Here is a 25,941-nt window from a genome sequence, read left to right on the forward strand (position 1 = left end):
CGTGATCGCCAACAGGACCGTCAACCGACCGGTGGGACGCACGGACAACGCCCCTGCGGCCCGTCCCGCACGGGGCACCGGCGACGTGAGCGGACCGCGGGCGGGGTACGGTAGGACGACCCCGTCACGCGGGGCAGTGAACAGGAAGACCGGCACGAGCAGTTCGCGCACCCAGGTGGGGGCCTCTCCGGCTCCCGGGGGCGCACGGGACACGGAAGGGGGTCGCCAGATGATTGTTCTTCGACGAGAGATCGGGGACGTGCTGCGAGACGCTCGCCAGCGACAGGGGCGCACCCTGCGAGAGGTGTCCTCCGCCGCACGGGTCTCGCTGGGCTACCTCAGCGAGGTCGAGCGCGGTCAGAAGGAAGCGTCGTCGGAGCTCCTCGGCTCGATCTGCGAGGCGCTCGACATCCCGATGTCGTTGGTGCTGCGCGAGGTCAGCGACCGGGTCGCCGTCGCCGAGGGTCTGCTGATCCCCGACACCATCCCGGCCGACTTCGCGACGGCCGTGCTGGGTCGCCAGCATCCCGAAGGCACGGCACGCCGCGAGGACCTGCAGCCCGTCGGCTGACGGTCGGGCCGGGACCGGCCGCACCGGGAGCGGGGGCAGCGACGCCCGCCGTCATCCTGCTGCGGGCGGTGCCTGGCAGGTCGGACACCAGAAGATCGGACGGTCGTACGGGGGCTCGTTCGCCGTACCTTCCGCGACAGGCGTGCCGCACACGTGGCACGCCTTTCGTGTGCGCCCGTGCACGTGCCGCACGACGCCCGCGCGCGGGTCGAACCCGTGCCGGACGGTGCGCTGCATGAGCGCGCGCGCCGTGAGCAGGAGGCCCTCGAGGTCCTCGACGTCGCGGACGGGCGTCCACGGGTAGACGTGCTCGGCGAAGAGCGACTCGGCCGTGTAGATCGTGCCGATGCCGGCGACGAGGTGCTGGTCGAGCAGGGCCTCCGCGACGGGGACGCCGGTCGTTGCCCGCTCCGGCCGGTGCCGGGGGCCGCTCCCGCCCGCCGCGTCGTCGGCCCGCATCCGGGCGACCGCCTCCGGCAGGCCGGTCTCCGGGAAGTCGTCGCCGAGCACGTCGGGGCCGAGGGGCCCGACGATCACGCGCTCGTCCGCGGTGCGCAGGACGTGCAGCATGCCGATCCGGTTCCCGACCGCCGTCCACCACTCGTTCGCGAGGACCACGCGCACGTTCGGCTCCGCTCCGCGCGCGTCGTGGGTGCCCGTCCGCGCGAGCCGCCACGACCCCTCCATGCGCAGGTGCGTGTGCAGGGACCGGCCGTCGTCGAACCGCGTGAACAGGTGCTTGCCGTAGGCCGCGTTCCCGACGACCACCCGGCCGGCGAGGTCGATCTCCGCCGCGCTCGGCCACCGCAGGTCCGAGCGGACGAGCACCCGGTCCTTGAGCGCCTCGTCGAGGCGGGCTGAGACGAGGCGCAGGATGTCACCCTCGGGCACGCGACCGCCCTCCGTGGCCGCAGGCGTGCGACGACCGGCGCACGTCAGGCCGCCCGCAGGCCGCGCGGCGTCGCGCGGAAGCCGGCGTCGAGCAGCGCGCGCACCGCGTCGTCCGCCGGGGTCGCCGTGGTGCCCGCACCGGCGAGCGCCTCCACGCCGTCGACCCGCTGGACCACGATCTTCCCGAGCGTGCCCGCCCGCACCGCGCGGACCAGCGCGGCGCTCGCCTCGGCGAGGCGCGGACCGTCCACGAAGGACAGGACCGACCGTCCGCCGCGCTCGACGTAGAGGGCGAGGTCGCCGTCGCTCAGCACGACGACGGCACCGGCCTTGCGGCCGGGGCGGTGGCCGCGCGAGCCCTCGCCGGTCGCGCCCTCGGCGCCGGGTGCCGCCGGTCCGTTCGCCGGCCGGGCGGGCCAGGGGAGCGCCGCACCGTAGGGGTTCGCCGGGTCCGTCGCGGCGAGCAGCACGGCGCCGGGACGCGGACCGCCGCGCGACGTCCGCGCGTCGGGGAGCGGGGCGAACGGGTCGGTCGCGCCCGCCGCGGCGTCGGCCTCGAGCGCACGCTCACGGTCCTGCGCGTCGGTCCGGAGCTGGTCGACCGCGCCCGGCAGCGCGAACTGCGAGCCGCCGAGGTGCTCGACGAAGTACCCGCGCCGCGCCGCGCCCGTGGCCTCCAGCTCGCTCAGCACGCGGTACACCGCGCGGAACGACCCGGCGACGCCCTCGGCGGGCGCGACGGCGCGGGTGAGCACGCCGTGGCGGTCGAGCAGCACCCGGGCGAGCGCGTGCGCCCGACGTGTCGGGTCGGGTTCGCGCAGCGGCAGCGCCGACCAGCGCCCGGCGCCGCCGCGCAGCACCGTCTCGGGTGACGTCGGTGGGCGCAGGCCCGCGAACCGGCCGCGCGCGAGCGGTCGGGCCCGGGCCCGGGCGCGCGGCGCGCGGTGGGCCCCCCCGGCAGCGCCCAGCCGTGCGCGCAGCGACCCGAGGCCGTCGTTCGTCACGTGGCCCGACCACACGAGGTCCCACAGCGCCTCGAGCGTCGGGACGGTCTCCGCGCCGGCGCGCTCGGCCAGCCGCGGGAGGAAGTAGCCGCCCGAGCCCTCGAGCAGGTCGAGCAGCGTGGCGTGGAGGCCGGTCTCGGGCGCCGGGCCCGGGTCGGGCAGCGTGAGCGGCGCCCACTCCGCGAGGTGCAGGCTGACGAGACCGTCGCCCCCGCCCGACCCGGGCAGCGGAGCGTGCCCGCACCAGACGACCTCGCCGGTCGTCGTCAGCTCGTCGAGCATCGTCGGGGTGTAGTCGCTCACGCGCGCCGGGAGCACGAGGGTCTCGAGCGCCGACGCGGGGACGGCCGCGCCGGAGAGCTGCTCGACGACGCGCAGCAGCCCGTCGACGCCGCGCAGAGCCCCGAGGCCCTGCCAGCGCGGGAGGAACACGCCCAGCGTCTCGGCGGGGACGGGCTCCACCTCGGCGCGCAGCGCGGCGAGCGAGCGACGGCGCAGGACGCGCAGCACCTCGGCGTCGCACCAGTCGTCGCCCGTGCCGCCGATCGCCTCGGGCCGCAGCCGGCCGCGCACGACGAGCCGGGCCGCCTCGAGCCGCTCGAGCGTCTGCACGACGACGGCGACGCCCAGCCCGAGGCGTGCGGCGAGGTCGGCGGCGGTGAACGGGCCGTGCGTGCGCGCGTGGCGGCGCACGAGGTCGCCCAGCGGGTCGGGGACGGGCTCCGTGAACACCTCGGGGATGCCGACGGGCAGCGCGACGCCGAGCGCGTCGCGCAGGCGGCCGGCGTCCTCCACGACCGCCCACTGCTGCGCGCGCTCGGGCGCGACCCCCGCCAGCCGCACGGGCATGATGCGGCGCGCGGCCTCGAGCTCGCGCAGCCAGGCCGCGACGTCGGCGCGCACGTCCTCGCGGGTGCGCGCCGCGACCTCGGCCTCGGTGAGCGGGCCCAGCCGGCGCAGCACGTCCCACACGTCCTCGGCGTGGCGCGCCTGCCGCTCGGGCGCGAGCGCGCCGAGCTCGGCCTCGGTCCGCTCGATCTGGGCGGGGTCGAGCAGGTCGGCGAGCTGGGCAGCGACGCCGTCGCCGCCGAGCAGCTCGGCGAGGAGCGTGGGGTCGAGCGACAGCGCGGCGGCGCGGCGCTCCGCGAGCGGGGCGTCGCCGTCGTACAGGAACTGCGCCGTGTACCCGAACAGCAGGGACTGCGCGAAGGGCGACGGCGTCGGGGTCGTCACCTCGACGAGACGCACGCGCCCGGCGGCGAGGTCGCGCATGAGGTCCGTGAGCGCCGCGACGTCGAAGTCGTCCTGCAGGCACTCGCGCGCGGCCTCGAGGACGATCGGGAACTCCGGGTACTCCGACGCCACCGACAGGAGCTGGGCCGAGCGCTGGCGCTGCTGCCACAGCGGCTGGCGGCGGTCCGGACGGCGTCGGGGCAGCAGGAGCGCGCGGGCGGCGGCCTCGCGGAACCGCGACGCGAACATCACCGACCCGCCGAGCTCGTCGCGCACCGCGTCGAGCACGTCGTCCGGGTCGAGGAGCAGGTCCTCCACGCCGACGACGGGCGCGTCCCCGCCGAGCCCGCCCGAGCCGTCGGTCGCTCCCTCGAGCCACGAGTCCCCGGTGTCCGGGAGACGCAGCACGATGCCGTCGTCGGCGTGCATCGCGGCGGCGTCGACCCCGTAGCGCTCGCGCAGGCGCGCGGCGAGGACGAGCGCCCACGGCGCGTGCACCTTCGCTCCGTACGGCGAGTGCACCACGACGCGCCAGTCGCCGAGCTCGTCGCGGAAGCGCTCGACGACGACCGTACGGTCGTCGGGGACGCGCCCGGTGGCGTCGCGCTGCTCGCGCAGGTAGGCCAGCAGGTTGTCGCTCGCCCACGCGTCGAGCCCGGCGGTGCGCAGGCGGTCGGCCGCCGCGTCGGGGTCGGTGGCCGCGAGCGCGTCCGTCTCGCGCACCCACGCGCCGAGCGCCCGACCGAGCTCGGCGGGGCGGCCGGGGGAGTCGCCCTTCCAGAACGGCAGCCGCCCGGGGATGCCCGGCGCGGGCGTGACGAGCACGCGGTCGGGCGTGATGTCCTCGATGCGCCACGTGCTCGACCCGAGCGTGAACGTGTCGCCGACGCGCGACTCGTAGACCATCTCCTCGTCGAGCTCGCCGACGCGCTTGCCGCCGCGCGGGGCGCGTCCGCCCGCGGTGTCCGGGTCGCCCGCGACGGTCCCCGTCCCCGCGTCCGTCGCGAGGAACACGCCGTACATCCCGCGGTCGGGGATCGTGCCGCCGCTCGTCGCGGCGAGCCGCAGCGCGCCCGGCCGACCCGTCAGCCGGCCCGTCGCGCGGTCCCACACGATCCGTGCGCGCAGCTCGCCGAAGTCCTCGCTCGGGTAGCGGCCCGCGAGCATGTCGAGGACGGCGTGCAGCGACGCGTCACCGAGGTGGGCGTAGGGCTCGCTGCGCCGCACGAGCGCCGCGAGCTCCGCGACCGTCCACTCGTCGACCGCGACCATCGCCACGACCTGCTGGGCGAGGACGTCGAGCGGGTTCGCGAGCACGTGGAGCTCCTCGATGCCGCCGGAGCGCATGCGCTCGGCGACGACCGCCGACGGCACGAGGTCGCCCCGGTGCGTGGGGAACACGACGCCGTGCGACACCGCCCCCACCTGGTGGCCCGCCCGCCCGATCCGCTGCAGGCCCGACGCGACCGAGGGGGGCGCGCCGACCTGCACCACGAGGTCCACCGCGCCCATGTCGATGCCGAGCTCGAGGCTCGACGTCGCGACGACCGCGGGCAGGCGGCCGTCCTTGAGCTCGGTCTCCGTGCGCGTGCGCTCGGCCCGGCTCATCGACCCGTGGTGCGCGCGGGCGATGACCGGCTCGACGCCCGAGCTCGCGCCCGACTGCGCCTGCACCTGCGCCGCGGTGACCGTGCCCGGGTCGAGCACGTCCTCGCCCTGCCGCTCGGCCCACAGCTCGTTCATGCGCGCGGTGAGCCGTTCCGCGCCGCGGCGCGAGTTCGTGAAGACGAGCGTCGAGCGGTGGTCGGTGACGAGGTCGACGACGCGCTCCTCGACGTGCGGCCAGACGGACGGGCGCGGCGGGCGGACGTCGGGAGCGCCCGTCGGGCGGGACGTGGCCGGGCCCGTGAGGTCGCGCTCGCCGGGTGGCAGGGGCGGCAGACCGCCGTCGGACCGCGAGCCGGCGTCGGGCACGAGCGTCGCCGTCCCGAGGTCCGAGAGGTCGGGGACGGGCACGACGACGTCGACCTCGATGCGCTTGCTCGACGGCGGCTGCACGACGACGACCTCGCGCCCGCCCTCGGCCTCGGGCCGGTGCCCGCCGAGGAAGGTGGCGACCGCCTCGACAGGGCGGACCGTGGCCGACAGGCCGACGCGCTGCGCGGGTGGCCGCTCGTGCGCCTCGAGCAGGGCGTCCAGGCGCTCGAGCGACACGGCGAGGTGGGCGCCCCGCTTGGTCCCGGCCACCGCGTGGATCTCGTCGACGATCACCGTCTCGACGCCCACGAGCCCCGCGCGCGCCTGCGACGTCAGCACGAGGAACAGCGACTCGGGCGTCGTGATGAGGATGTCCGGCGGGTGCGTGGCGAGCCGGCGGCGCTCGCTCGTGGGGGTGTCCCCGGTGCGCGTGCCGACGACGACGTCCGGCACCTCGAGCCCGAGCCGCACCGCGGCCTGGCGGATGCCCGCGAGCGGCGAGCGCAGGTTCCGCTCGACGTCCGCGGCGAGCGCCTTGAGCGGCGAGACGTAGACGACGCGACAGCGCGCCTCGCGTGCCGGGGCCTCCTCCGGGGGCGCGGCGAGGATCCGGTCGAGCGACCAGAGGAACGCGGCGAGCGTCTTGCCCGAGCCGGTCGGGGCGACCACGAGCGCGTGCCGGTCGCTCGACACCGCCTCCCACGCACCGGCCTGCGCGGCGGTCGGGGCGTCGAACGCGCCCGAGAACCACGCGCGCGTGGGCGCGGCGAAGCGGGCGAGCGGGTCCGAGGTCACGCGCCCATTCTGGGGGTACCCACCCACACGCGCCCGCCCGCTCGGGTGCGCGACCGGGCGGCCGCAGATCCGTGCAAGGCTTGGCCCGTGCGCTACCGCGAGTTCTCCGAGCTGGTCGACGAGGTGTTCGGTGCGGCCCTCGGCCGCGCCTACGTGCGGGAGCAGGTGCTGTCCGCGCTCGACGACCGGACCGCCGCCCAGGCGCTCGAGGACGGGGTCGAGCCGCGCGTCGTCTGGCACGCGCTGTGCGACGCGCTCGACGTGCCCGACGCGCGGCGGTGGGGGAACGACGACCACCGCCAGGCGCCGCCGCGCCGCTGACCGGACCTGCCCCTGACCGGACCTGCCCTGACCGGAGCTGCCCTGACCGGAGCTGCCCCTGACCGGGCCGGTGCCGGTGCCGGCGCCGCGCCCGGGCCGGTCGAGGAGCGCACCCCGTCGTGCCCCGCGATGATGGCGGCATGAGCGTTCCCGCCCGCGGCCGCCGCGCCACGCTGCGCCTCACCGCCGCCGACGTGCGCGGCGCGGCCTGGTCGCTCGTCTCGACGGCGGCCGGGCTGGGGCTCGCGATCTGGGTCGTCCCCGGCGTCGAGGTGACGAACCCCTGGTCGCTCGTCCTGGCGGCGCTCGCGGTGGCGCTGGGTGACGCGCTGCTGCGCCCGGTGCTGCGCGGGGTCGCGCGCCGGTCCGGCGTCGTCGGCGCGCTCGTCTCGGGCGTGGCCGCCCAGGTCGCGGTCGCGTGGGCGGCGCTCACCTACCTCCCGGGGTTCCGGAGCGGGACGTGGACCGACGTCCTCGCCGTCCTCGTCCTCGCGGGCGTGCTCATGGCGCTCGGGCGCTGGGTCGTCGGGGCGAGCGACAACGAGTACGTGATCGGGGACCTGCTCCGGCGCGCGCGGCGCCAGGCCGGGGTGCCCCGGGGAGGCGCCGCGGGCGCCGCGGCAGAGCGCCCGGCGGGCCTGCTCGTCGTCCTGCTCGACGGCGTCGCGCGCCCCACGCTCGACTACGCCCTCCAGGCAGGGCTCGCCCCGACGCTCGCGCGGTGGGTCGGCGACGGCACCCACCACCTCACGACGTGGTGGGCCCGCGTGCCCGCGACGACGCCCGCCTCGACCGTCGGCCTCCTGCACGGGTCGACCGAGCACGTGCCCGCCTTCCGGTGGTGGTCGCGCGCGCTGGGGCGGCTCGTCGTGACGAACCGGCCCGCGGACGCGGCGGCGGTCGAGGCGCGCACGAGCGACGGCGCCGGGCTGCTCGCGGGCGGCGGGGTCGCCGTCTCGACGATGTTCTCCGGCGACGCGGCGACGAGCCTGCTCGTCATGAGCCGGGCGCGCGAGGGCCTGGGGCCCGGGCAGATGTTCGTGCACTTCTTCGCGAGCCCGTTCGTCCTCGTGCGCGCCGTGGTCGTCGCGCTCGGTGAGCTGCTCAAGGAGCTGTACCAGGGCTGGCAGCAGGCGGTGCGCGGCGTAGAGCCGCGCGTGTCGCGCCTCGGCTGGTACCCGGTGCTGCGCGCCGTGACGAACGTCGTGCTCCGCGACCTCAACACGACGCTCGTCGCGGAGCAGCTCGTGCGCGGGGCGCCCGTCGTGTGCGTCGACCTCGTGGACTACGACGAGATCGCGCACCACGCCGGACCGCTGCGGCCCGAGTCGCTGCGTGCGCTCGAGGGCCTGGACCGCGTCGTCGGGCTCTGGGAGCAGGTCGCGGCCGTCGCGCCCCGGCGCTACGACGTCGTCGTGCTCTCGGACCACGGGCAGTCGCTCGGCGCGACGTTCGAGCAGGTGACCGGCCGCTCGTTCCTCGACGAGGTGCGACGCCTCATGGCGCTCGACCCGCCCGGCGACGGGGCTCGCCCGGACGACGACGGCCGCGCGCGGGACGGCGACGCGTCCGCCCGGGGCGAGGGGCGGCGTCGGGCGACGGCCCCGGACAGCGAGGCGTGGGGCCCCGCGAACACGGCCCTCAACGCGCTGCGCCCGGGGCAGCCGGGCGCCCGGGACGCGGAGGCGGGCCGCATGCTCGTGGGCCCGGACCGCTCCGAGCGCCGCGCGGACACCGCACCCGCCCTGCCCGAGCTGCCCGAGGTCGCGGTCGTCGGGTCGGGCAACCTCGGGATGGTGTGGTTCCCGCGCGCGCCGCGTCGCCTCACGGGCGACGAGGTCCGCGCCCGGTGGCCCGCGCTCCTCCCGGGGCTCGTCGCGAACCCCGCGGTCGGCGTCGTCGTGGAGCGCGGCCCGCGCGGGGAGGTCCGGGCGCACGGGCGGGGCGGCTCGCGCGACCTGCTGACGGGCGAGGTCGTGGGCGCGGACCCGCTCGCGCCGTTCGGGTCGCGGGCGGCGGCGGACCTCGTGCGCGTCGCCGGGCTGGAGGACGCCGGGGACCTCGTGCTCGTCTCGAGCGTCGACGAGGTCGGGATGGTGCACGCGTTCGAGGGCCTCGTCGGGTCGCACGGCGGTCTCGGCGGGGCGCAGAACCAGGCGGTGCTGCTGCACCCGGCGCACCTCGCGGTGCCCGACGACGAGCTCGAGGACGTGGACGGCACGCCGATGCTCGTCGGGGCCGAGGCGGTGCACCGCCGGCTCGTCGCGTGGCTCAGGGACCTCGGGGTGCGACCGCCGGTCGCCGAGGAGGCGCCGGGCCGGGGGAGCGTCGCGTGAGCGTCACCGTCACGTGGCTCGGGCACTCGAGCGCGGTGCTCGACCTCGCCGCGACCACCGGCGGGCCGACGGCCCGGCTCGTGACGGACCCGCTCCTGCACCGGCACGCCGGGATGCTCCGACGGCGCGGCGCGCAGCCTGCCCCGGTGTGGCGCGGCAGCGACGCCGTCCTGCTGTCCCACCTCCACCACGACCACGCCGAGCTGCGGTCGCTGCGGCTCCTCGGCGACGTGCCCGTCCTCACGGCGCCCGCCAACGCGCGGTGGCTGCGCAGCAAGGGGCTGCGCGGCGTCGGCCTGGGCGAGGCGTGGCACGCCGTGGGGCCGCCGGGGGCCGGGGTGGAGACGCGGCTCGTCACCGCGGTGCACGGGCACCGGCCGATGCCGCACCGGCCCAACGCGGCGAACGGCCACCTCGTGCGGACGACCGGCCCCGACGGCCTGCGCGTGTGGGTGGCGGGCGACACCGAGCACCACCCCGGGATGGTGCACCTCCCGGCGCTCGCGGGCGGTCCGGTGGACGTGGCCCTCGTTCCGGTCGGCGGGTGGGGGCCGCGGCTCTCGGGCGGGCACCTCGGTCCGGCGCAGGCCGCGCGGGTGTGCGCCGAGGTCGGGGTGCGTGTCGCGGTCCCCGTGCACTGGGGCACGCTGCACGCGCCCGGGGGGCAGCACCTGCCGCGCGGCTGGATGGACCACGCGGGCGCGGCGTTCGAGGCCGCCGTGCAGCGCGAGTCCCCCGGGACGCGGGTCGTCGTGCTGAAGCCCGGCGGGTCGTGGTCCGCGGACGACGCCGGGTGAGCCGCGAGGTCGCGGACACGCCGGGGCGCGTTCCGTGATCGAACACGTGTTCGGCTAGAGTTGTGCACAGGGCGCGCTCCGGCGGGCCCAGGACGCCGGTCCGGCACGACGGTCCCCAGGTCCGGGGCTCGTCGGCACCGCGTGTCGGTGGCTGCCCGTAACGTCGGGCCACAACGAACTGATGGACGTCGAACCGAAGGTGGACTGACATGCCCGCACCCGCAGACCGCGAGAAGGCGCTCGAGGCAGCCCTCGCCCAGATCGACCGGAGCTTCGGCAAGGGCTCCGTCATGCGCCTCGGCGAGGAGGGCCGCGCCCCCGTCGAGGTCATCCCCACGGGCTCCATCGCGCTTGACATCGCGCTCGGCATCGGCGGCCTGCCGCGCGGCCGCGTCATCGAGGTGTACGGCCCGGAGTCCTCCGGAAAGACGACCGTCGCGCTGCACGCCGTGGCCAGCGCCCAGCGCGCCGGGGGCATCGCGGCGTTCATCGACGCCGAGCACGCCCTCGACCCGGAGTACGCGAAGAAGCTCGGCGTCGACACCGACGCCCTGCTCGTCTCCCAGCCGGACACGGGGGAGCAGGCGCTCGAGATCACGGACATGCTGATCCGCTCGGGCGCGCTCGACATCATCGTCATCGACTCCGTCGCGGCTCTCGTGCCCAAGGCGGAGATCGAGGGCGAGATGGGCGACAGCCACGTCGGTCTCCAGGCCCGCCTCATGTCGCAGGCGCTGCGCAAGATCACCGGTGCGCTCAGCGCGTCCGGCACCACCGCGATCTTCATCAACCAGCTCCGCGAGAAGATCGGCGTGTTCTTCGGCTCTCCGGAGACGACGACCGGTGGCAAGGCGCTGAAGTTCTACGCCTCGGTCCGCCTCGACATCCGCCGCATCGAGACCCTCAAGGAGGGCACCGACGCGGTCGGCAACCGGACCCGCGTGAAGGTCGTCAAGAACAAGATGGCCCCGCCGTTCAAGCAGGCCGAGTTCGACATCCTCTACGGGGTCGGCATCTCTCGCGAGGGTGGCCTCATCGACATGGGCGTGGAGCACGGGTTCGTGCGCAAGTCCGGGTCGTGGTTCACCTACGGCGGCGACCAGCTCGGTCAGGGCAAGGAGAACGCGCGCTCGTTCCTGCGCGACAACCCCGACCTCGCGAACGAGCTCGAGAAGAAGATCAAGGAGAAGCTCGGCGTCGGGGCCAAGGTCGACGCACCGGCCGACCCGGCCGCCGGCGTGACCGTCGCGACCGACGCCGCGCCTGCCGCGGCGAAGGCACCGGCCGCGGCCGCCAAGGGGAAGAAGTCGCCGTTCTGATCGGCGAGCAGGACGGGAGCGAGGGCGTCGAGCCTCTCGACCCGCCCGAGGAGGACGACGGGCGCCGCACGGGCCGCAAGGCCGGGCGGCGCCCGCGCCCGTCGCTGCACGAGCTCGTGGAGCGCGGCGAGATCAGCGACGCCGACCTCGCCGAGCGTGCCCGCGAGACCGTCCTGCGCATCCTCACCGCAGCGCCGAAGAGCCGTGCGGAGCTCACGCAGTCGCTCGCGCGCAAGGGCTACCCGGAGCACGTCGTGCTCCCGATCCTCGACCGTTTCGAGGAGGTCGGGCTCGTCGACGACGCGCAATACGCGGAGATGATCGTCCGCACGCGCCACGCGGAGCGTGGGCTGTCCCGTCGCGCGATCTCGACCGAGCTGCGCCGGCGGGGGATCGACGGCGAGGTCGGCGCGGCCGCGCTCGAGCAGGTCGACGACGACTCCGAGGCGGACGCCGCCCTGGCCCTCGCGCGGACGCGCCTCGCCAGGACGCGCGGCCTCGACCGCGACGTCCGCGTGCGGCGGACGGTCGGCGCGCTCGCCCGCAAGGGATACAGCCCCGGGCTGGCCTTCGAGATCGTGCAGCGCGAGCTCGACGCGGAGGAATGACCGCCCCGCGGACCCGGTCGCGGACCGGCGGGCCGCCCGGCCGCAGCGGCCCGTCGCCCGCCCGTGACCGGGCGGGCGACGGGTGCGTCAGCGCGCCGTGGACACGGCCGGCGCCTCGTCCGCGGGACCGCCCGCGACGGCTGTCGGGTTGCCGATCCCCGGGCCGGCAGCCGTGGCGCCCGCGGTGCGCCCGCTGAGGAAGCGCGAGAGCCACTGGGCCAGGGTGGTCAGTGCGTAGTTGATGACGATGAAGATGACCGCGGCGACCGTGAGCGTCTGCAGGGTGTTCCCGAACCCGACGCCGAGGATCTGCGCGGCCCGCAGCAGCTCGGGGTACGTGATGATCTGGCCGAGCGCCGTGTCCTTGAGCACGACGACGAGCTGCGACACGAGCGCGGGCAGCATGGCGATGAGCGCCTGCGGCAGCTGGATCGACCGCAGCGTCTGACCACGCGTCAGCCCGATGGCCAGACCGGCCTCCCCCTGCCCCTTCGGCAGGTTGCCGACGCCGGACCGGACGAGCTCGGCGATCACCGAGCCGTTGTAGAGCACGAGCGAGATCACGACCGCGAGGAACGGGGCGTCCGGGACCTTCTGCAGGCCCAGCAGGAGCCAGAAGAAGATCATCATGAGCAGCACCGGAACGGCGCGGAAGAACTCGACCACGACACCGCACCCCCAGCGCACGACCCGCACGTGCGAGAGCCTGCCGGAGCCGAAGACCAGCCCGAAGACGACGGCACCGACGATCGCGAACCCGGCGGCACGCAGCGTGTTCTGCAGGCCCGGGAGGAAGTAGTTCTCCCACGCGTTGGCCGTGAAGACGGGGCCCCACTGCTCCCACGAGAGCTGGCCCTTGCGCCCGAGCTCCAGCAGCACGAGCGCCGCTATCCCGAGCACGACCACGGCACCGATCACGTTCCCGACGGCGATGGCGCGCCGGGCGCGGGGGCCGGGGGCGTCGAAGAGGACGGACTGCTGGGTTCTCATCGGCGGACCGCCAGTCGTTGGGAGAGGGACGTGGTGAGCAGGCCGATGGGGATGACCAGCACGACGTAGCCGATCGCGAACGTGAGGAAGATCCCGTAGATGTAGTTCGAGTTGAACTCGATCATGGTCCTCATGAGCGTCGACGTCTCGGTCGTGACGCTCGCGGCCGCCGCCACGGTGGAGTTCTTCAGCAGCGCGATGAGGGTGTTGCCGAGCGGGGCGATCGCGCCGCGGAACGCCTGAGGCAGGATGACCAGGCGCGCGGCCGGCAGGAACGACAGACCGATGGCGCGCGCGGCCTCGGCCTGACCGATCGGCACGGTGTTCACCCCCGAGCGGATCGCCTCGCAGACGAACGCGGCGTGGTAGACGGCGAGGCCGATGACCGCGAACCGGAAGAAGTTCGAGGCGAAGTCCGTGGACAGGCTGATCTGCAGCTGGGTCCACACCGCGAGGACCATGAACGTCATGATGATCGTCAGCGGCGTGTTCCGCAGGAGGTTCACGTACGTCGCGCCGGCCCAGCGCAGGCTCGGCACGGGGGAGATGCGCATGAGCGCGAGCGCGGTGCCGAGCACGAGCGACAGGATCGCTGCCCAGAACGTCAGCTGGATGTTGACCCAGAACGCTCCGAGCACGTCGTACTCCTGGGCGAGCGCCCAGGTCTGGGAGAGGTAGTCACCCACGGTTCGTTGTCCTCCGGGTGGGGTCGTGCCGGGTCCTCGAGGGACCCGACGGCCGGGGGAGCGGCGCAGCGGTGCGCCGCTCCCCCGTGACGTGGACGGTCAGGCGCAGGCGTCGACCGTCGGCGGGTTCTCGCTCGCGTTCGGCGTGTACCCGGTGCCCTCGGTGTTCTTGCTCACGAACTCCTCCCAGGAGCCGTCCTCGATCATCTTCTCGATCGCGGCGTTGACGTCCTCGCAGACGTCGTTGTCCTGGGGGAGGCCGACGCCGTAGCGCTCGGTCGAGAACGGGGCGCCGACCACCTTCACCTTGCCCTTGTTCTGCGGCTGCGCCGCGAGGCCCGCGAGGATGATGTCGTCGGTCGTGACCGCGTCGACCTGGCCGGCGGTGAGCGCCGTGACGCACTCCGCGTACCCGGGGCGCTCGAGGAGCTGCACGCCCGCGGCGTACTCGTCCTTGATCCGCTGCGCGGACGTCGAGCCCGAGACGGAGCAGAGGTTCTTGCCCTCGAGCGACTCGGGGCCGGTGATGTCGGTGTTGTCCTCGGCGACGAGCAGGTCCTGCCCGGCGACGAAGTACGGGCCGGCGAACGCGACCGTCTCCTTGCGCGTGTCCGTGATGGAGTACGTCGCGAAGATCATGTCGACCTGACCGGTCTGCAGCATCGTCTCGCGCTGCGCGGACGGAGCCTCGACCCACTCGATCTGGTCCTCGGAGAAGCCGAGCTCGCCCGCCACGTAGGTCGCGACGTCGACGTCGAACCCCGTGTAGGTCGACCCGTCCTGGTACCCCAGACCGGGCTGGTCGAACTTGATGCCGATCTTGACCGTCTCGCCGCCGCCGGCGGTCTGCTCGGAGTCCGTGGTCGTGCTCTCGCCGCCGACGTCGCCGCCGCCGCACGCTGCGAGCGTGAGCGCGGTGAGAGCGGCCAGCGTGGCAGCACCTGCGTGTCGTGTGCGCATCGTTCCTACCCTTCGTGAGTGGTGGCCGTCCGACGACGGTGTGCCGCGTCGGTCGGCCGGGTGTGGGGGGCCGGGTGGCCCGGTCCGTGGTGGTCGGTGCGTGGTCGTGGTGTCGGGTCCTCCGGACCGGTCCGGTTGCGGCGCCTCGCTGCTCCGCCCGGTGCGTCTCCGGTGGTCAGGTCCCCGGTCCGGGGCTCAGTGCGTGAGGATCTTGGAGAGGAAGTCCTGGGCGCGCTCGCTCTTCGGCGCGGTGAAGAACTCCTCGGGGTGGGCCTCCTCGACGATCTGGCCGTCCGCCATGAAGACGACGCGGTTGGCGGCCTTCCGGGCGAAGCCCATCTCGTGGGTGACGACGATCATGGTCATGCCCTCCTTGGCGAGCGAGACCATGACGTCGAGGACCTCGTTGATCATCTCGGGGTCGAGCGCCGACGTGGGCTCGTCGAACAGCATGACCTTGGGCTTCATCGCGAGGGCCCGGGCGATGGCCACGCGCTGCTGCTGGCCGCCCGAGAGCTGCGCGGGCATCTTCTGCGCCTGGTTCTTCACGCCGACCCGGTCGAGGAGGGCCAGCGCGCGCTCCTTGGCGTCCTTGCCCCGCTCACGGCGCACCTTGACGGGCCCGAGCGTCACGTTGTCGAGGATCGTCTTGTGCGCGAACAGGTTGAAGGACTGGAAGACCATGCCGACGTCGGAGCGCAGGCGTGCGAGCGCCTTCCCCTCTTCGGGCAACGGCTCCCCGTCCACGAGGATCTCGCCCGAGTCGATCGTCTCCAGCCGGTTGATCGCCCGGCACAGGGTCGACTTGCCCGAGCCGGACGGTCCGATGACGACGAGCACCTCGCCGCGCCGGACCGTGAGGTTGATGTCGCGCAGCACGTGGAGCTCGCCGAAGTGCTTGTTCACGTCGCGCAGCTCGACGAGCGGCTCACCGAGGACCTGCTCGGCGGGGAGGGGCTGAGCGTCCTGCGCGCTGCGCTGCGCGTCGGACGGCGAAGGGGTTTCGTCGGCCATTCCTGGACACTATGTCCCTTCTGTTGCACGGTGCCACCTCATCCGGCAACAACCGGGCAACAGTTCAGTAACACGGCACCCGGAGCCGTACCCTGGACGGTGATGTCCACGATCGCCCCCGCCCCCGTCCCGGCTGCCCCCGCACCCCGCTCCAGCGCCGCTGCGCCGGCCGACGACGCGCACCCCCGCACCTACGTCGTGCGCACGCTCGGGTGCCAGATGAACGTCCACGACTCCGAGCACATGGCGGGGATGCTCGAGCAGGCGGGCTACACGCGCGCGAGCGCACAGGACGAGGCGGCGAACCGCGCCGACGTCGTCGTCATCAACACGTGCGCCGTGCGCGAGAACGCCGCGACGCGTCTCTACGGCAACCTCGGTCAGCTCGCCTCGGTCAAGGCCGCGCGTCCCGGCATGCAGATCGCCGTCGGCGGCTGCCTCGCCCAGAAGGATCGCGGCACCATCGTCGAGAAGGCCCCCTGGGTCGACGTCGTCTTCGGCACCCACAACCTCGACGCCCTGCCCGTCCTGCTCGAGCGCGCGCGGCACAACGAGGCGGCGCAGGTGGAGATCGCCGAGTCGCTGCAGGTGTTCCCCTCCACGCTGCCGACGAAGCGCGAGTCGGTCTACGCCGGGTGGGTCTCCATCAGCGTCGGGTGCAACAACACGTGCACGTTCTGCATCGTGCCGCACCTGCGCGGCAAGGAGCGCGACCGTCGCCCGGGCGAGGTGCTCGCCGAGGTCGGCGCGCTGGTCGAGGCGGGCGCCATCGAGGTGACGCTGCTCGGCCAGAACGTCAACAGCTACGGCGTCGAGTTCGGCGACCGCGGCGCGTTCGCCAAGCTCCTGCGCGCGTGCGGGACGATCGACGGGCTCGAGCGCGTGCGGTTCACGTCGCCGCACCCGGCCGCGTTCACCGACGACGTCATCGCGGCCATGGCCGAGACGCCGAACGTCATGCCCCAGCTCCACATGCCGCTCCAGTCGGGCTCCGATCGCGTACTGCGCGCGATGCGCCGCTCCTACCGCTCCGAGCGGTTCCTCGGGATCCTCGACCGCGTCCGAGCCGTCATGCCCGATGCCGCGATCACCACCGACATCATCGTGGGCTTCCCGGGCGAGACCGAGGAGGACTTCGCGGAGACGATGCGGGTCGTCGAGGCGTCGCGCTTCTCCTCCGCGTTCATCTTCCAGTACTCGCCGCGCCCCGGGACGCCCGCCGCGACGATGGACGGGCAGCTCCCCAAGGAGGTCGTCCAGGAGCGCTTCGAGCGGCTCCAGGCGCTCCAGGAGCGGGTCGCCGGCGAGGAGTCGGCACGCCAGGTCGGCCGGACGATCGACGTCCTCGTCGGTGAGGGCGCAGGGCGCAAGGACGGCGCGACGCACCGCGTGACCGGCCGCGCCCCCGACAACCGCCTCGTGCACCTCGCGCTCCCGGCGGACGTCGTCTCGGTGCCCGACGACGCCCCGTCCGACCGGACCGGGGCGCCCGGCTCCGTCGACCCGCGCCTCGCGGACGACCTCGACGCCCGCCTGCCGCGTCCCGGCGACGTCGTCACGGTCGAGGTCACCCGGTCCGCGCCGCACCACCTCCTCGCCGACTCGGCGCTCGCGGGCGGCACGTTCGCCGTGCGCCGGACCCGCTCCGGCGACGCGTGGGCGAAGCGCGAGCGCGCTCGCCTGGGCGGTGGCGACGACGACCACGGTCACGGGCACGGCGGCGGCGCGCCGTCGGGCCCCGTCGTCCTGGGCCTCCCCACGCTCCGCTCCTGAGCGCGGGTTCGAGGAACGAGGAGCAGACGCCGGACCGAGCGAGCCCCGTGGGCGGACACGACGACAGGTGCCCCCGTGCGTCAGTCGTCCAGGGTCCCCGGCGGGAGCTGGGCGCCGATGGCGTGGAAGAGCTGCACGGCGGTGCCGAGCCCGCACGAGACGGTCTGCGCGAGCTGGTCGTCGGTCGCGCCGTGCTCGAGGTCGACCGAGACCTCGGCGTAGAGCGCGAGCCGTCCCCCCTCCTCGCGCACGTAGACCTTGGGCCAGATGCGCTCGCGGTTCCAGTCGTTGACGGCCTGGAGCGTGACGAGGCGCGACTCGACGGGGAGCGTCGTGGACCAGCGGCCGCGGACCTGGAGGATCTCCGACCGGTCGCCGAGCAGCAGGAACCAGAAGCGGTGACCGTCCCACGTGCCCGTGATGTCGCCGTCGTCGTCCACGCGGAAGTGGTAGCCGCGGCGGGTCAGGTGGTCGCCGATGCGCGCCATCGACAGCGCCCGCGGCAGCTCCTCCTCGCGCGGGAACGAGTCCGGCGCCTTGGGCCGGCGGTTGCCGAACAGGCGCGTGAACCAGTTGGTGCGGGCCTGCGTCATGGCGCCTGCCTCGCGGGGTCGGGGTAGAACTCGTCGAGCGCGTCGAAGAACATCGACCCCGTGCTCAGCCCGCACTGGAGGAGCTGGTCGAGCTGGTCGTCCGTCACGCCGTGCTCGAGGTCGACCGTCACCTCCGTGAAGACCTGGACCATCCCGTTGTCGCGGACGCGCGTGTACGTCTTGGGCCAGATGCGGTCGGCGTTCCACTCGTTGCAGAACTCGAGGATCTCTTCGAGACGCTCGAGCGCGAGGTCGCGGTTCCACTGGCCACGCACCTGGAGGATCTCGTCGTTGTTGCCGAAGAGCAGGAAGTAGAACAGGCGGCCGTGCCACAGCCCGCCGACGTCGCCGTCGGAGTCGACGAAGTAGCTGTACCCGCTGTCCGTGATCCACTCGACGACCCGCGAGAGCGTGAGCGGCGTGGGAGGCTGCAGGACGTCGGTCGCGACCTGGCCCAGCTCGCGCGCCAGCAGGTCCTCGACCTGCGACTGCAGGTCGTCCGCCGGCCGGGCCGCGCCGGGCCGACCCCCGTCCTCTGCCCCACCGGGATTCCCGTCCCGCCGGTCGTCGTCGTCCCGCGCCCCGAAGAACCTCACCTCCCTACCGTACTCGCGCCCGACCGTGGACGCCGCATCGCGGGCCGTCCAGGAAGGCCGCCGCGACGGCGGGGGAGCGGGCACCACTACGGTGGGACGGTGACCGTCCGCGCCGTCGTGCTCCCCGGAACCGCCCTGCTCGTCCCGGGAGCGGCCGGTGCCGCCTCGGTCCTCGAGCCGGTGCGCGAGGCCGCGCTCGCGGCGCTCGCGGACCTCGTGGCGGACCTGCCTGCAGACGGAGGCGAGTCGGCCGTCGTCGTGGTCGCCCCCGGGACGGCGCGTGCCCGCGGCGCCGCCAGGGCGTCGCTCGCCGCGGCGGGCATCGCGCACCGGTGGATCGACCCGGCATGGGCCGCCGCCACGCGACCGCTCGACCGACCCGTGGCCGGGACGGCTGCCTCCGTGGCGCTCCTCGCGCTCGCCGGAGCGGGCTGGTCGGGGGACGTGGACGTCGTCGAGCTCGGTGGCCCGGGGACGGGCACCGAGACGTACACCGACACGGGCACGGAGACGGCGACGGCGACGGAGGCGAGCGCGGCTCTCGGCGCCGCCCGGGCGGTCGGTGCGGAGCTCGCCCGCGAGGGTGCGCGGCTCGTCGTCGTGCACGACCCGCGATCGACTCTGCCCGAGGCCGCGCTCGACGGGTTCGTCGCCGCGGCGGGCGCCGAGGCCGCGCCGGTCGCGACGGACGACGAACCGGGCCCCGCCGTGGCGGTCCGGCGGTACGAGGTCGGCACCCCCGCAGCCGGCAGCCGCCCGGCAGGGCCCGTCGTCAGCCGCTGAGGCCCGTCCCGACGGCGGCCGCCTCGTCGTCGCGCCCGAGGCGGCGCAGCGCCGCGACCATCTCGTTGCCGACCATCGCGCGCGACTCGGCGTCGTGGACGATGGCGAAGCCCTCCATGGCCGACTCGAGCAGCTCCACCGCGTCCGTGTCCTTCCCCGCCTCGCAGCGCGAGCGGCCGGCGAGCCAGAAGGCGTGCGCCGCGTCCCGGACGTCGCCGGCGCGGGCGAACTCCTCGGCGACGGACTCCGCGAGCGTCGCTGCCGCGTCGAGGTCGCCCGCGGTCGCGAGGAGGCGGGCGCGCGTGTCGTCGAGGTCGCGACGCTCGCGCGCGTCGGCTGCCTCGTCACGCTCGACGAGCTCTGCGGCCCGTGGCCCGGACCCGTCGCCCGTGCCCTCGCTCGCCGCGGCGAGGTCGTCGAGCGTGCGCTCGACCTGCCCCAGGGCGGCGGTCACGTCGCCACGCCCGGCCTCGAGCCGCGCGTACGCGCGCACGACCTGCCCGACGAACCGGGGCGCGACACCACCGGCTCGCAGGAGCGCGAGGGCGTGCAGGAACGCGGGCGCGGCACCCTCGTCGTCGCCCTCCAGCGCGGCGAGCTGCGCCGCCTCGGCGAGCGCGAACCCGGCGCGGTCCAGGTGACCGGAGGACTCCAGGAGCGACGACGCGCGACGCAGGAGGCGTGCGGCCCGGACCGGGTCGTCGCCTGCCACGTCGTCGGCGAGCGCGAGCAGGCCGTCGGCGTCGGTGGGCTCGTCGGCGGTCTCGGCCGGGGTGCCGTCGGCGACCGCGGACGCCTCGTGCGCGAGCCCGGCCGGGAGGTCCGACGGGCCACCCGCGGTGCCTTCGGCCCCGGCGGCGGGCTGCGGTGTCACCACCGGGGCGTCCACGGAGAGCACGGCCAGGTCGACGGGGAGCGTGCGCGCGCCCCGCTCCCACGCCGCGCGCAGCCGCTCGGACGCCGCCGTCGTGCCGTTGCGCGCGTCGAAGGACTGCGCGAGCGCGGCCGCCTCGCCGCGCACCCACGCGTCGAGCTCGGCGACCGTCCTGGCCGGCACGTCCCGCAGCGCGAGCGGGGCGTCGCCGTGGTCGGCCCGCAGGACGCCTGTGGCGACGCTCACGCTCGTGAGGAAGCCGAGCCGGTCGCCCGGCGAGTCCGCCTCCATGAGGAAGGCCTGGTGCTCCACGAGCATTCGCAGCGCGCGCGACGCGTTGCCCGTCCGCGCGAGGAACTCCACGTGACGACCCTTCGGGCCCGTCATCGTCACCCCGGTGTCGAGGTGGCGCAGCCCGCGGCGGTGCGTGCGCGCCGCGGCCTCGGCGTCGCCGACCTCCACGTACGCCAGCTGGAGGTGGGACAGCATGTCGCCGGGCTCGGTGGCGCACGACGGCGACCCCTGGAGCACGCCCTCGAGCAGCCGGACGCCCTCGTCGTGCCGGCCCGTCTCGAAGAGGTACGCCGCGCGGTCGCCGGGCTCGCACGCCTCGCACTGCGAGTAGTCGTCGCGCGGGGTCGCGACCCACGCGCGGTACGCGTCCTCGACGTCCGTCGCGCCCCGCTCGCGTGCCCACTCGAAGCGCTCCAGGGCGACGGCGTTCGTGCCGTTGCCCGCGAGCGCGTACCGGCGCGCCATGTCGTCGAGAGTGCGCTCGATCTGCGCGGCGGGGACGTCGGGGAACTCCATGAGGTGCCCGACCATCCACTTGAACGACCAGAACAGCGAGTGCGCGTCCTCGGCGTCGAAGTGCTCGGGGTGCTCGTCCCACCAGCGCAGCATCTTGGTGAACGGCAGGTACGCCTTGGTCACCTCGCCGCCCCACACGTACGACTCGACGAGGACGAACAGCGCGTAGGCGCGCGCCGCGTCGGGGCCCTCGGCCTCGACGCGCTCGAGCTCGGCCGCTGCGGCCGTGGAGCGCGCGAGGCCGTAGGGCATGCGGCGGACGTCGTACAGGGCGGCGTTCACCTGGTCCACGGACCGGGTCATCGGTTCTCCTCGTCGGCAGGGGGGTCGGGTTCCGTGGCGGCGTCCTGCCCGGCCGCGAGGGCGCGGGCGAGCAGGAGCGACAGGGAGTCGTTCATGAGGGTCGCCTCGGCGGGCTGGAGCGCCTTGCCGGACGCGAGCACCGCCGTGACGTAGAGGGAGCGGGCGCCCGCGGCGCGCACCTGCGCGTCGGGGCTCGCGAGCAGGTCGCGCACGGTGGTGTTGGCGTCGTTGAGGACCAGGCGGCGGGGGCGGGCCGGGGCGCTGAGGCCCGCGAGGATCTCGCCCCACAGGTCCTCGGTCTCCGCGACGCGGGCGGCCTCGCGCGCATGGTCGCCCTCGCGGTCGTGCAGGAGCATGGCCGGGAGGGCGTCGGGCTCGTACCGGCGCAGCACGACGTCGCAGTCCTGCTCGGCGAGCGCGTCGTCGAGCGACGCGAGCGCGTCGGCGACCTCGAGCTCGCGCAACGGCTCGACCTCCGTGAGGACGTGCGCGACGTCCGCGGCCGAGACGGGCGACAGCCGCCACCGCGGGAACCGCGCCGCGACGCGCTCCAGCAGGTCGGCGTCGTAGACGTAGCCGCCGTTGACGACCGCGAGCCCCTGCGCCGCCGCGACGGGTGCGATGCGCCGGAACTCCTCGACGCTCGCCGTGTACAGCAGGCGCCCGTCGGGGTGGTCCGCCGCGAGGCCGGCGAGCGTCGTGGACCCGGCCGTCGTCTCGAAGGGCAGCACGCGCGCGGCGACGTCGAGCATCTCGTCGTCGGTGAGCGCGAGCGCACGCACGGCGAGGTGGTGCGTCTCGACGAAGCGCCGCGCCAGGACGGAGTCCGTCGCGAGCGTCTCCAGCAGCCATCGCCGCACCTGCGCCCCGAGCGCGTCGCGGGTCGCGAGCAGGACCTCGTCCTCGTACAGCCCCTCGCGCGACGCCGTCGGGCGCAGCACGGACGCGTCGAGGACGCACCGCACGAAGAACGCCCACGGGGGCAGCAGGTCGTCGACCGCGCTGCCCAGGAGCATGCGCTTGAGGTAGACCCGGTGCCGCGACGTCGTGGTCGGCGCGACCGCGGCCGGGAGCACGTACGCGACGCCCGTCAGGCCGGCGAGCGGCAGGTCGAGGTCGATCCGGGCCAGCGGGGTGAAGCCGAGGGTGCGCTCGGCGTACGTGGCGAGCGCGGCGTCGCGGGCCGCGGGCGTCGGGTGCGGAGCGCGCCACGGCAGCTCCTCCCCGCTGAGCCGGCGCACCGCGACCGGGGCGTCGCCGGTCGCCCCGCCGACGCCGGTGACGTCGTCGAGACGTGTCTCGACGAGCAGCTCGACCGGCAGGAGCGAGCCGAAGTCCTGGGCGAGCGCGACCACGGACTCCGGGGCCAGCCAGTGCTCGGTGTCCCGCCGCGGGTGCAGCCGGACGAGGCTCCCGGGCTCGGCGGGTGCCGCCGGGTCGTCCGGGGAGAGCTCGACGAGCTCGTACGTGCCGTCGGCGCGGCCGCGCCAGCGCACGGGGGCGGGCGCGTCGCCCGACGCCGTGCGGCGTGCGGAGCGCGAGACGAGCTCGATCTCGTCGGCGACCATGAACGCGGACAGGAGCCCGATGCCGAACTGGCCCAGGAACTCCTCGCGCCCCGTCCCGAGCTCGACGTCGCGCTTGGAGCTGCGCCCGATGGTCGCGAGGAGCTCCCGCGCCTCGTCCCGGGTCAGCCCCACGCCCGAGTCGTGCACCTCCAGGCCGCCGTCGGGCAGCGGGCGGAGCAGGATCCGCGCCGGTGCCTGCGGCCCCTCGAGCCCGGCGCGCGCGGTGATCGCGTCGACGCCGTTCTGCAGCAGCTCGCGCAGGTAGACGCGCGGGCTCGAGTAGAGGTGCCGGGCCAGGAGGTCGACGACGCCCCGCAGGTCGACCTGGAAGGCCGTCGTCTCCTCGCCCGGGGCGCCCCCGTCCGGCGCGGTGCGGCCCGCGGTGCTCTCGTGCGTGCCGGTCACCGCGCGTCGACGTCGGCGCCGCCCTCGGCCACGGTCTGCGCGGCCGTGTCGGGGAAGCGGGCGTCGAGCGCGTCGAAGAACTGCAGGCCCGTGAACAGGCCGCACTCGAGGAGCTGGCCGAGCTGGTCGTCCGCGACGCCGAACTCGAGGTCCGTCGCCACCTCCGTGTAGACCGCGAGCTGGTCGTCCTCGACGCGCGCGTAGACCTTCGGCCAGATCTTGTCGCGGTTGAACTCGTTGGCGACGAGCGCGACCTGCGCCTCGGCCGACGCCGGCAGCGTCCGGTTCCACCGGCCGCGCACCTGCAGGATCTCCTGCTTCTCGCCCATGAGGAAGAAGAAGAACACCTTGCCGTCCCAGTTGCCGCCCAGGTCCCCGTCCGAGTCGACGAAGTACCGCCAGTCGCGGCTCGTGAGGAACGCCTCGACCCGCTCGCGCGTCAGCGGCGCGTTCTGGCTCGTCGGTGCGGCGTCCGGCTTGGTGAAGAAACCCATGTTCTCGAGTCCTTGTCGTCTGAGAGATCGTCGTGAGTCGTGCGAGTCGGTGGTCGCGCGGGCGGACCGACCACGGACACACTACGCATCCCCGCCCACACGCTTCCGGCCGCCAGCCGCCCGGACGGTACCGTTGCGCGGGTGAAAACCGAGCACGACCCCGCCGGAGCGCCCGCGTCCGCACGAGGTGTCGTCGTCGCCGTCGTCGGCCCGACGGCCACGGGGAAGTCGGACCTCGCCCTCGACCTCGCCGAGCGCCTGTCCGTCCCCGGGGCGCCCGCGGAGATCGTCAACGCCGACGCCTACCAGCTCTACCGCGGCATGGACGTCGGGACCGCGAAGGTCCCCGTCGCCGAGCGCCGTGGCGTGCGCCACCACCTCCTCGACGTGCTCGACCCCGCCGAGGACGCCTCGGTGGCCCGCTACCAGACCGAGGCGCGCCGCGTGCTCGACGAGATCGCCGCGCGGGGCGCGCGCGCCGTCGTCGTGGGCGGCAGCGGGCTGTACGTCCGCGCGCTCCTCGACGACATGCGCTTCCCGGGTACGGACCCCTCGGTACGGGCGGCGCTCGAGGCGCGTGCGGAGGAGCAGGGTCCGCGCGCGCTGCACGACGAGCTCGCCCGGCGCGACCCCGCGGCGGCCGCGAGCATCGGCCCGGCCAACACCCGCCGGCTCGTCCGGGCGCTCGAGGTCATGGAGCTCACCGGTGAGCCGTTCACGGCGAACCTCCCGCGCCAAGTCTACGTCCGTCCGACGGTCCAGATCGGCCTCGACTGCGACCGGGCCGTGCTCGACGCGCGGGTCGCCGGCCGCGTCGAGCGCATGTGGGAGCAGGGCCTCGTGGCGGAGGTGCGTCGCGTGGAGGCGCACGGCATGGGCCGCACGGCCCGGCGCGCCGTCGGCTACGCGGAGGTGCTCGCCGCGCTGCACGGCGAGATCACGGAGGACGCCGCGCGCGAGGCCGTCACCGCCAACACGCGGCGCCTCGCGCGCAAGCAGATGGGCTGGTTCGGCCGGGACCCGCGCGTCGGCTGGCTCGACGCGCAGTCGCCGACGCGCGTGGAGGACGCTCTCGCGCTCGTCGCCGCGGCGGACGAGCGCGCGGCCTCGCAGGGCACGGACGGGCACGGGCCCGGGGCTGCGCCGGGCCCCGCCGGCGGGCCGGACGAAGCGGACGGCGGCGCGCCCGTGCGCCGTAGTCTGGGCTCATGACGCGCACCCGCTTCACCAAGGGCCACGGGACCCGCAACGACTTCGTGCTCATCGCCGACACGAAGGGGGAGCTCGACCTCTCGCCCGAGCTCGTGCGCGCCCTCGCCGACCGCCGCGGCGGCATCGGGGGAGACGGAGTCATCCGCCTCGTGCCCACCGCGCTCGTGCCCGAGTCGCGCGACGTGCTCGCGGAGGACCCGCACGCCATCTGGTTCATGGACTACCGCAACGCCGACGGCTCGGTCGCCGAGATGTGCGGCAACGGGGTCCGCGTCTTCGCGGCGTTCGCCGAGCGGCTCGGGCTCGTGAGCTTCGCGGGCGGCACGGAGGTCCCGGTCGGCACGCGCGCGGGCGTCAAGCGCGTGCGCAAGGAGGACGACGGCTGGTTCGCCGTCGACATGGGCCCGTGGTTCCTCCCCGGCGGCCGCCCCGCGCTCCAGGACGGGTACGACGCGACCGTCGTCGTCCGGGGCTGGGAGGTCCCGCGCCCGGCGCTCAGCGTCGACCTCGGCAACCCCCACACCGTCCTCGCCGTCGCGCGCGAGGACGTGCTCGAGCGCGCCGACCTCACCGAGGCACCCGTCGTCGAGCCGACTCCGTCCCACGGGACGAACGTCGAGCTCGTGGTGCCCCTCGGCGAGACGACGGCGGAGGACGGCACCGTCGTCGGGCACGTGCGCATGCGCGTGCACGAGCGCGGCGTCGGGGAGACGCCGTCGTGCGGGACGGGCGCGTGCGCGGCGGCGCTCGCGGTCCGCGTGTGGGGCGGGCCCGACGCGCCGGACACCTACCTCGTCGACGTCCCGGGCGGCACGGTGCGCGTGCGGGCGCTCCCGGGCGGCCGCGTCGAGCTCGCGGGTCCCGCGGTGCTCGTCCACTCGGGCGAGATCGACCTCGCCGCGCTCGTCCCGGGCTCGCCGGACGACGCCGCGCGCGCCGGCGCGGACGACGACCCCGCGGCGGGCCCGGCCGCCGAACCGGTCGGCTCCACGCCCGAGGACGACCGCGCGCCGGTCTGACGAACGGGC

Annotated in this window: 20 protein-coding genes and 1 pseudogene; 10 read left to right on the forward strand and 11 right to left on the reverse strand. The window is 75.2% G+C overall.

The features are described 5' to 3' along the window. Positions 1 to 229: 229 nt before the first annotated feature. Positions 230 to 463 (forward strand): annotated as a pseudogene (locus ACZ4MO_RS14945) (helix-turn-helix domain-containing protein); the annotation flags it as partial. 159 nt (positions 464 to 622) lie between these two features. Here the strand turns inward: ACZ4MO_RS14945 and ACZ4MO_RS14950 are convergent. Both ACZ4MO_RS14950 and ACZ4MO_RS14955 read right to left on the reverse strand, forming a co-directional pair. Continuing rightward, a complete protein-coding gene (locus ACZ4MO_RS14950; protein ID WP_175009572.1) occupies positions 623 to 1,462 on the reverse strand; it encodes a DNA-formamidopyrimidine glycosylase family protein in 840 nt (279 codons plus the stop codon). Positions 1,463 to 1,506: 44 nt separating this feature from the next. Continuing rightward, positions 1,507 to 6,471 (reverse strand): Lhr family helicase, encoded by a 4,965-nt coding sequence (locus ACZ4MO_RS14955; protein WP_175009571.1) that lies wholly within the window; start codon positions 6,469 to 6,471, stop codon positions 1,507 to 1,509. A gap of 87 nt (positions 6,472 to 6,558) precedes the next feature. Between ACZ4MO_RS14955 and ACZ4MO_RS14960 the strand changes: the two genes are divergently transcribed. The 5 genes from ACZ4MO_RS14960 to ACZ4MO_RS14980 all read left to right on the forward strand — a co-directional run bounded on the left by ACZ4MO_RS14960 (position 6,559) and on the right by ACZ4MO_RS14980 (position 11,852). Then, a complete protein-coding gene (locus ACZ4MO_RS14960; RefSeq protein WP_034655650.1) occupies positions 6,559 to 6,792 on the forward strand; it encodes a DUF3046 domain-containing protein in 234 nt (77 codons plus the stop codon). A 140-nt stretch (positions 6,793 to 6,932) separates the two neighbouring features. Next, positions 6,933 to 9,128 (forward strand): alkaline phosphatase family protein, encoded by a 2,196-nt coding sequence (locus tag ACZ4MO_RS14965; protein WP_175009570.1) that lies wholly within the window; start codon positions 6,933 to 6,935, stop codon positions 9,126 to 9,128. Beyond that, complete coding sequence (locus ACZ4MO_RS14970) at positions 9,125 to 9,925, forward strand: MBL fold metallo-hydrolase (protein WP_175009569.1); 801 nt, start codon at positions 9,125 to 9,127, stop codon at positions 9,923 to 9,925. The genes ACZ4MO_RS14965 and ACZ4MO_RS14970 overlap by 4 nt, the downstream gene beginning before the upstream one ends. A 209-nt stretch (positions 9,926 to 10,134) precedes the next feature. Beyond that, positions 10,135 to 11,244 carry a recombinase RecA gene (gene recA / locus ACZ4MO_RS14975; protein ID WP_175009568.1) on the forward strand — a complete coding sequence of 370 codons (1,110 nt, stop codon included), beginning with the start codon at positions 10,135 to 10,137 and terminating at the stop codon, positions 11,242 to 11,244. 116 nt (positions 11,245 to 11,360) lie between these two features. Next, positions 11,361 to 11,852 carry a regulatory protein RecX gene (locus tag ACZ4MO_RS14980; protein ID WP_255434854.1) on the forward strand — a complete coding sequence of 164 codons (492 nt, stop codon included), beginning with the start codon at positions 11,361 to 11,363 and terminating at the stop codon, positions 11,850 to 11,852. An 87-nt stretch (positions 11,853 to 11,939) separates the two neighbouring features. Here ACZ4MO_RS14980 and ACZ4MO_RS14985 read toward each other — a convergent pair whose 3' ends face one another. The 4 genes from ACZ4MO_RS14985 to ACZ4MO_RS15000 all read right to left on the reverse strand — a co-directional run bounded on the left by ACZ4MO_RS14985 (position 11,940) and on the right by ACZ4MO_RS15000 (position 15,502). Then, positions 11,940 to 12,842: an ABC transporter permease subunit gene (locus tag ACZ4MO_RS14985; RefSeq protein ID WP_175009567.1), complete on the reverse strand. Its 903-nt coding sequence runs from the start codon at positions 12,840 to 12,842 to the stop codon at positions 11,940 to 11,942. Further along, on the reverse strand, positions 12,839 to 13,528 hold the full coding sequence (locus ACZ4MO_RS14990) for an amino acid ABC transporter permease (protein ID WP_074810025.1): 690 nt from the start codon (positions 13,526 to 13,528) through the stop codon (positions 12,839 to 12,841). Before ACZ4MO_RS14990 ends, ACZ4MO_RS14985 begins: the two co-directional genes overlap by 4 nt. Before the next feature lie 99 nt (positions 13,529 to 13,627). Then, positions 13,628 to 14,488, reverse strand: coding sequence for a transporter substrate-binding domain-containing protein (locus tag ACZ4MO_RS14995; RefSeq protein ID WP_175009566.1), 861 nt, complete (start codon positions 14,486 to 14,488; stop codon positions 13,628 to 13,630). A 195-nt stretch (positions 14,489 to 14,683) separates the two neighbouring features. Then, a complete protein-coding gene (locus tag ACZ4MO_RS15000) occupies positions 14,684 to 15,502 on the reverse strand; it encodes an amino acid ABC transporter ATP-binding protein (RefSeq protein WP_083385403.1) in 819 nt (272 codons plus the stop codon). Between the two features lie 219 nt (positions 15,503 to 15,721). Here ACZ4MO_RS15000 and miaB point away from each other — a divergent pair, with 219 nt between their 5' ends. Then, entirely contained in the window at positions 15,722 to 17,275 is a 1,554-nt protein-coding gene (miaB, locus tag ACZ4MO_RS15005) for a tRNA (N6-isopentenyl adenosine(37)-C2)-methylthiotransferase MiaB (RefSeq protein WP_499279196.1), read from the forward strand. 80 nt (positions 17,276 to 17,355) lie between these two features. Here the strand turns inward: miaB and ACZ4MO_RS15010 are convergent, their stop codons facing one another. Further along, a complete protein-coding gene (locus tag ACZ4MO_RS15010; RefSeq protein WP_175009564.1) occupies positions 17,356 to 17,868 on the reverse strand; it encodes a type III secretion system chaperone family protein in 513 nt (170 codons plus the stop codon). After that, positions 17,865 to 18,464 carry a type III secretion system chaperone family protein gene (locus ACZ4MO_RS15015; RefSeq protein WP_175009563.1) on the reverse strand — a complete coding sequence of 200 codons (600 nt, stop codon included), beginning with the start codon at positions 18,462 to 18,464 and terminating at the stop codon, positions 17,865 to 17,867. The genes ACZ4MO_RS15010 and ACZ4MO_RS15015 overlap by 4 nt, the downstream gene beginning before the upstream one ends. 99 nt (positions 18,465 to 18,563) lie before the next feature. Here ACZ4MO_RS15015 and ACZ4MO_RS15020 point away from each other — a divergent pair, with 99 nt between their 5' ends. Continuing rightward, positions 18,564 to 19,247 carry a hypothetical protein gene (locus ACZ4MO_RS15020; protein WP_175009562.1) on the forward strand — a complete coding sequence of 228 codons (684 nt, stop codon included), beginning with the start codon at positions 18,564 to 18,566 and terminating at the stop codon, positions 19,245 to 19,247. Here the strand turns inward: ACZ4MO_RS15020 and ACZ4MO_RS15025 are convergent. Genes ACZ4MO_RS15025 through ACZ4MO_RS15035 form a run of 3 tightly spaced genes read right to left on the reverse strand, consistent with a single transcriptional unit; the run spans position 19,237 to position 23,701 of the window. Next, the gene (locus ACZ4MO_RS15025) at positions 19,237 to 21,234 is read right to left on the reverse strand and encodes a hypothetical protein (protein ID WP_175009561.1); all 1,998 of its coding nucleotides are present in this window, start codon (positions 21,232 to 21,234) and stop codon (positions 19,237 to 19,239) included. The genes ACZ4MO_RS15020 and ACZ4MO_RS15025 overlap by 11 nt on opposite strands. Beyond that, positions 21,231 to 23,207: an HSP90 family protein gene (locus tag ACZ4MO_RS15030; protein ID WP_175009560.1), complete on the reverse strand. Its 1,977-nt coding sequence runs from the start codon at positions 23,205 to 23,207 to the stop codon at positions 21,231 to 21,233. The genes ACZ4MO_RS15025 and ACZ4MO_RS15030 overlap by 4 nt, the downstream gene beginning before the upstream one ends. Then, the gene (locus tag ACZ4MO_RS15035; RefSeq protein ID WP_175009559.1) at positions 23,204 to 23,701 is read right to left on the reverse strand and encodes a YbjN domain-containing protein; all 498 of its coding nucleotides are present in this window, start codon (positions 23,699 to 23,701) and stop codon (positions 23,204 to 23,206) included. The genes ACZ4MO_RS15030 and ACZ4MO_RS15035 overlap by 4 nt, the downstream gene beginning before the upstream one ends. Positions 23,702 to 23,842: 141 nt before the next feature. On the opposite strand from ACZ4MO_RS15035, the gene miaA reads away from it, so the two are divergent. Together miaA and dapF are read left to right on the forward strand one after the other, a co-directional pair. Then, a complete protein-coding gene (miaA, locus tag ACZ4MO_RS15040; protein ID WP_175009558.1) occupies positions 23,843 to 24,913 on the forward strand; it encodes a tRNA (adenosine(37)-N6)-dimethylallyltransferase MiaA in 1,071 nt (356 codons plus the stop codon). Beyond that, positions 24,910 to 25,932, forward strand: a complete 1,023-nt coding sequence (dapF, locus tag ACZ4MO_RS15045) for a diaminopimelate epimerase (protein WP_175009557.1) — start codon at positions 24,910 to 24,912, stop codon at positions 25,930 to 25,932. Before miaA ends, dapF begins: the two co-directional genes overlap by 4 nt. The last annotated feature ends 9 nt before the right edge of the window (positions 25,933 to 25,941 follow it).

This window comes from Sphaerisporangium cinnabarinum (assembly GCF_055567015.1).

What these genes read in the sequence shown, in the direction of transcription:
- recA (WP_175009568.1), top strand. Translation starts at nt 10,135, where the DNA reads ATGCCCGCACCCGCAGACCGCGAGAAGGCGCTCGAGGCAGCCCTCGCC.
- ACZ4MO_RS15010 (WP_175009564.1), bottom strand. Translation starts at nt 17,868, where the DNA reads ATGACGCAGGCCCGCACCAACTGGTTCACGCGCCTGTTCGGCAACCGC.
- ACZ4MO_RS14965 (WP_175009570.1), top strand. Translation starts at nt 6,933, where the DNA reads ATGAGCGTTCCCGCCCGCGGCCGCCGCGCCACGCTGCGCCTCACCGCC.
- ACZ4MO_RS14995 (WP_175009566.1), bottom strand. Translation starts at nt 14,488, where the DNA reads ATGCGCACACGACACGCAGGTGCTGCCACGCTGGCCGCTCTCACCGCG.
- ACZ4MO_RS15000 (WP_083385403.1), bottom strand. Translation starts at nt 15,502, where the DNA reads ATGGCCGACGAAACCCCTTCGCCGTCCGACGCGCAGCGCAGCGCGCAG.
- ACZ4MO_RS15035 (WP_175009559.1), bottom strand. Translation starts at nt 23,701, where the DNA reads ATGGGTTTCTTCACCAAGCCGGACGCCGCACCGACGAGCCAGAACGCG.
- ACZ4MO_RS14985 (WP_175009567.1), bottom strand. Translation starts at nt 12,842, where the DNA reads ATGAGAACCCAGCAGTCCGTCCTCTTCGACGCCCCCGGCCCCCGCGCC.
- ACZ4MO_RS15025 (WP_175009561.1), bottom strand. Translation starts at nt 21,234, where the DNA reads ATGACCCGGTCCGTGGACCAGGTGAACGCCGCCCTGTACGACGTCCGC.
- dapF (WP_175009557.1), top strand. Translation starts at nt 24,910, where the DNA reads ATGACGCGCACCCGCTTCACCAAGGGCCACGGGACCCGCAACGACTTC.
- miaB (WP_499279196.1), top strand. Translation starts at nt 15,722, where the DNA reads ATGAACGTCCACGACTCCGAGCACATGGCGGGGATGCTCGAGCAGGCG.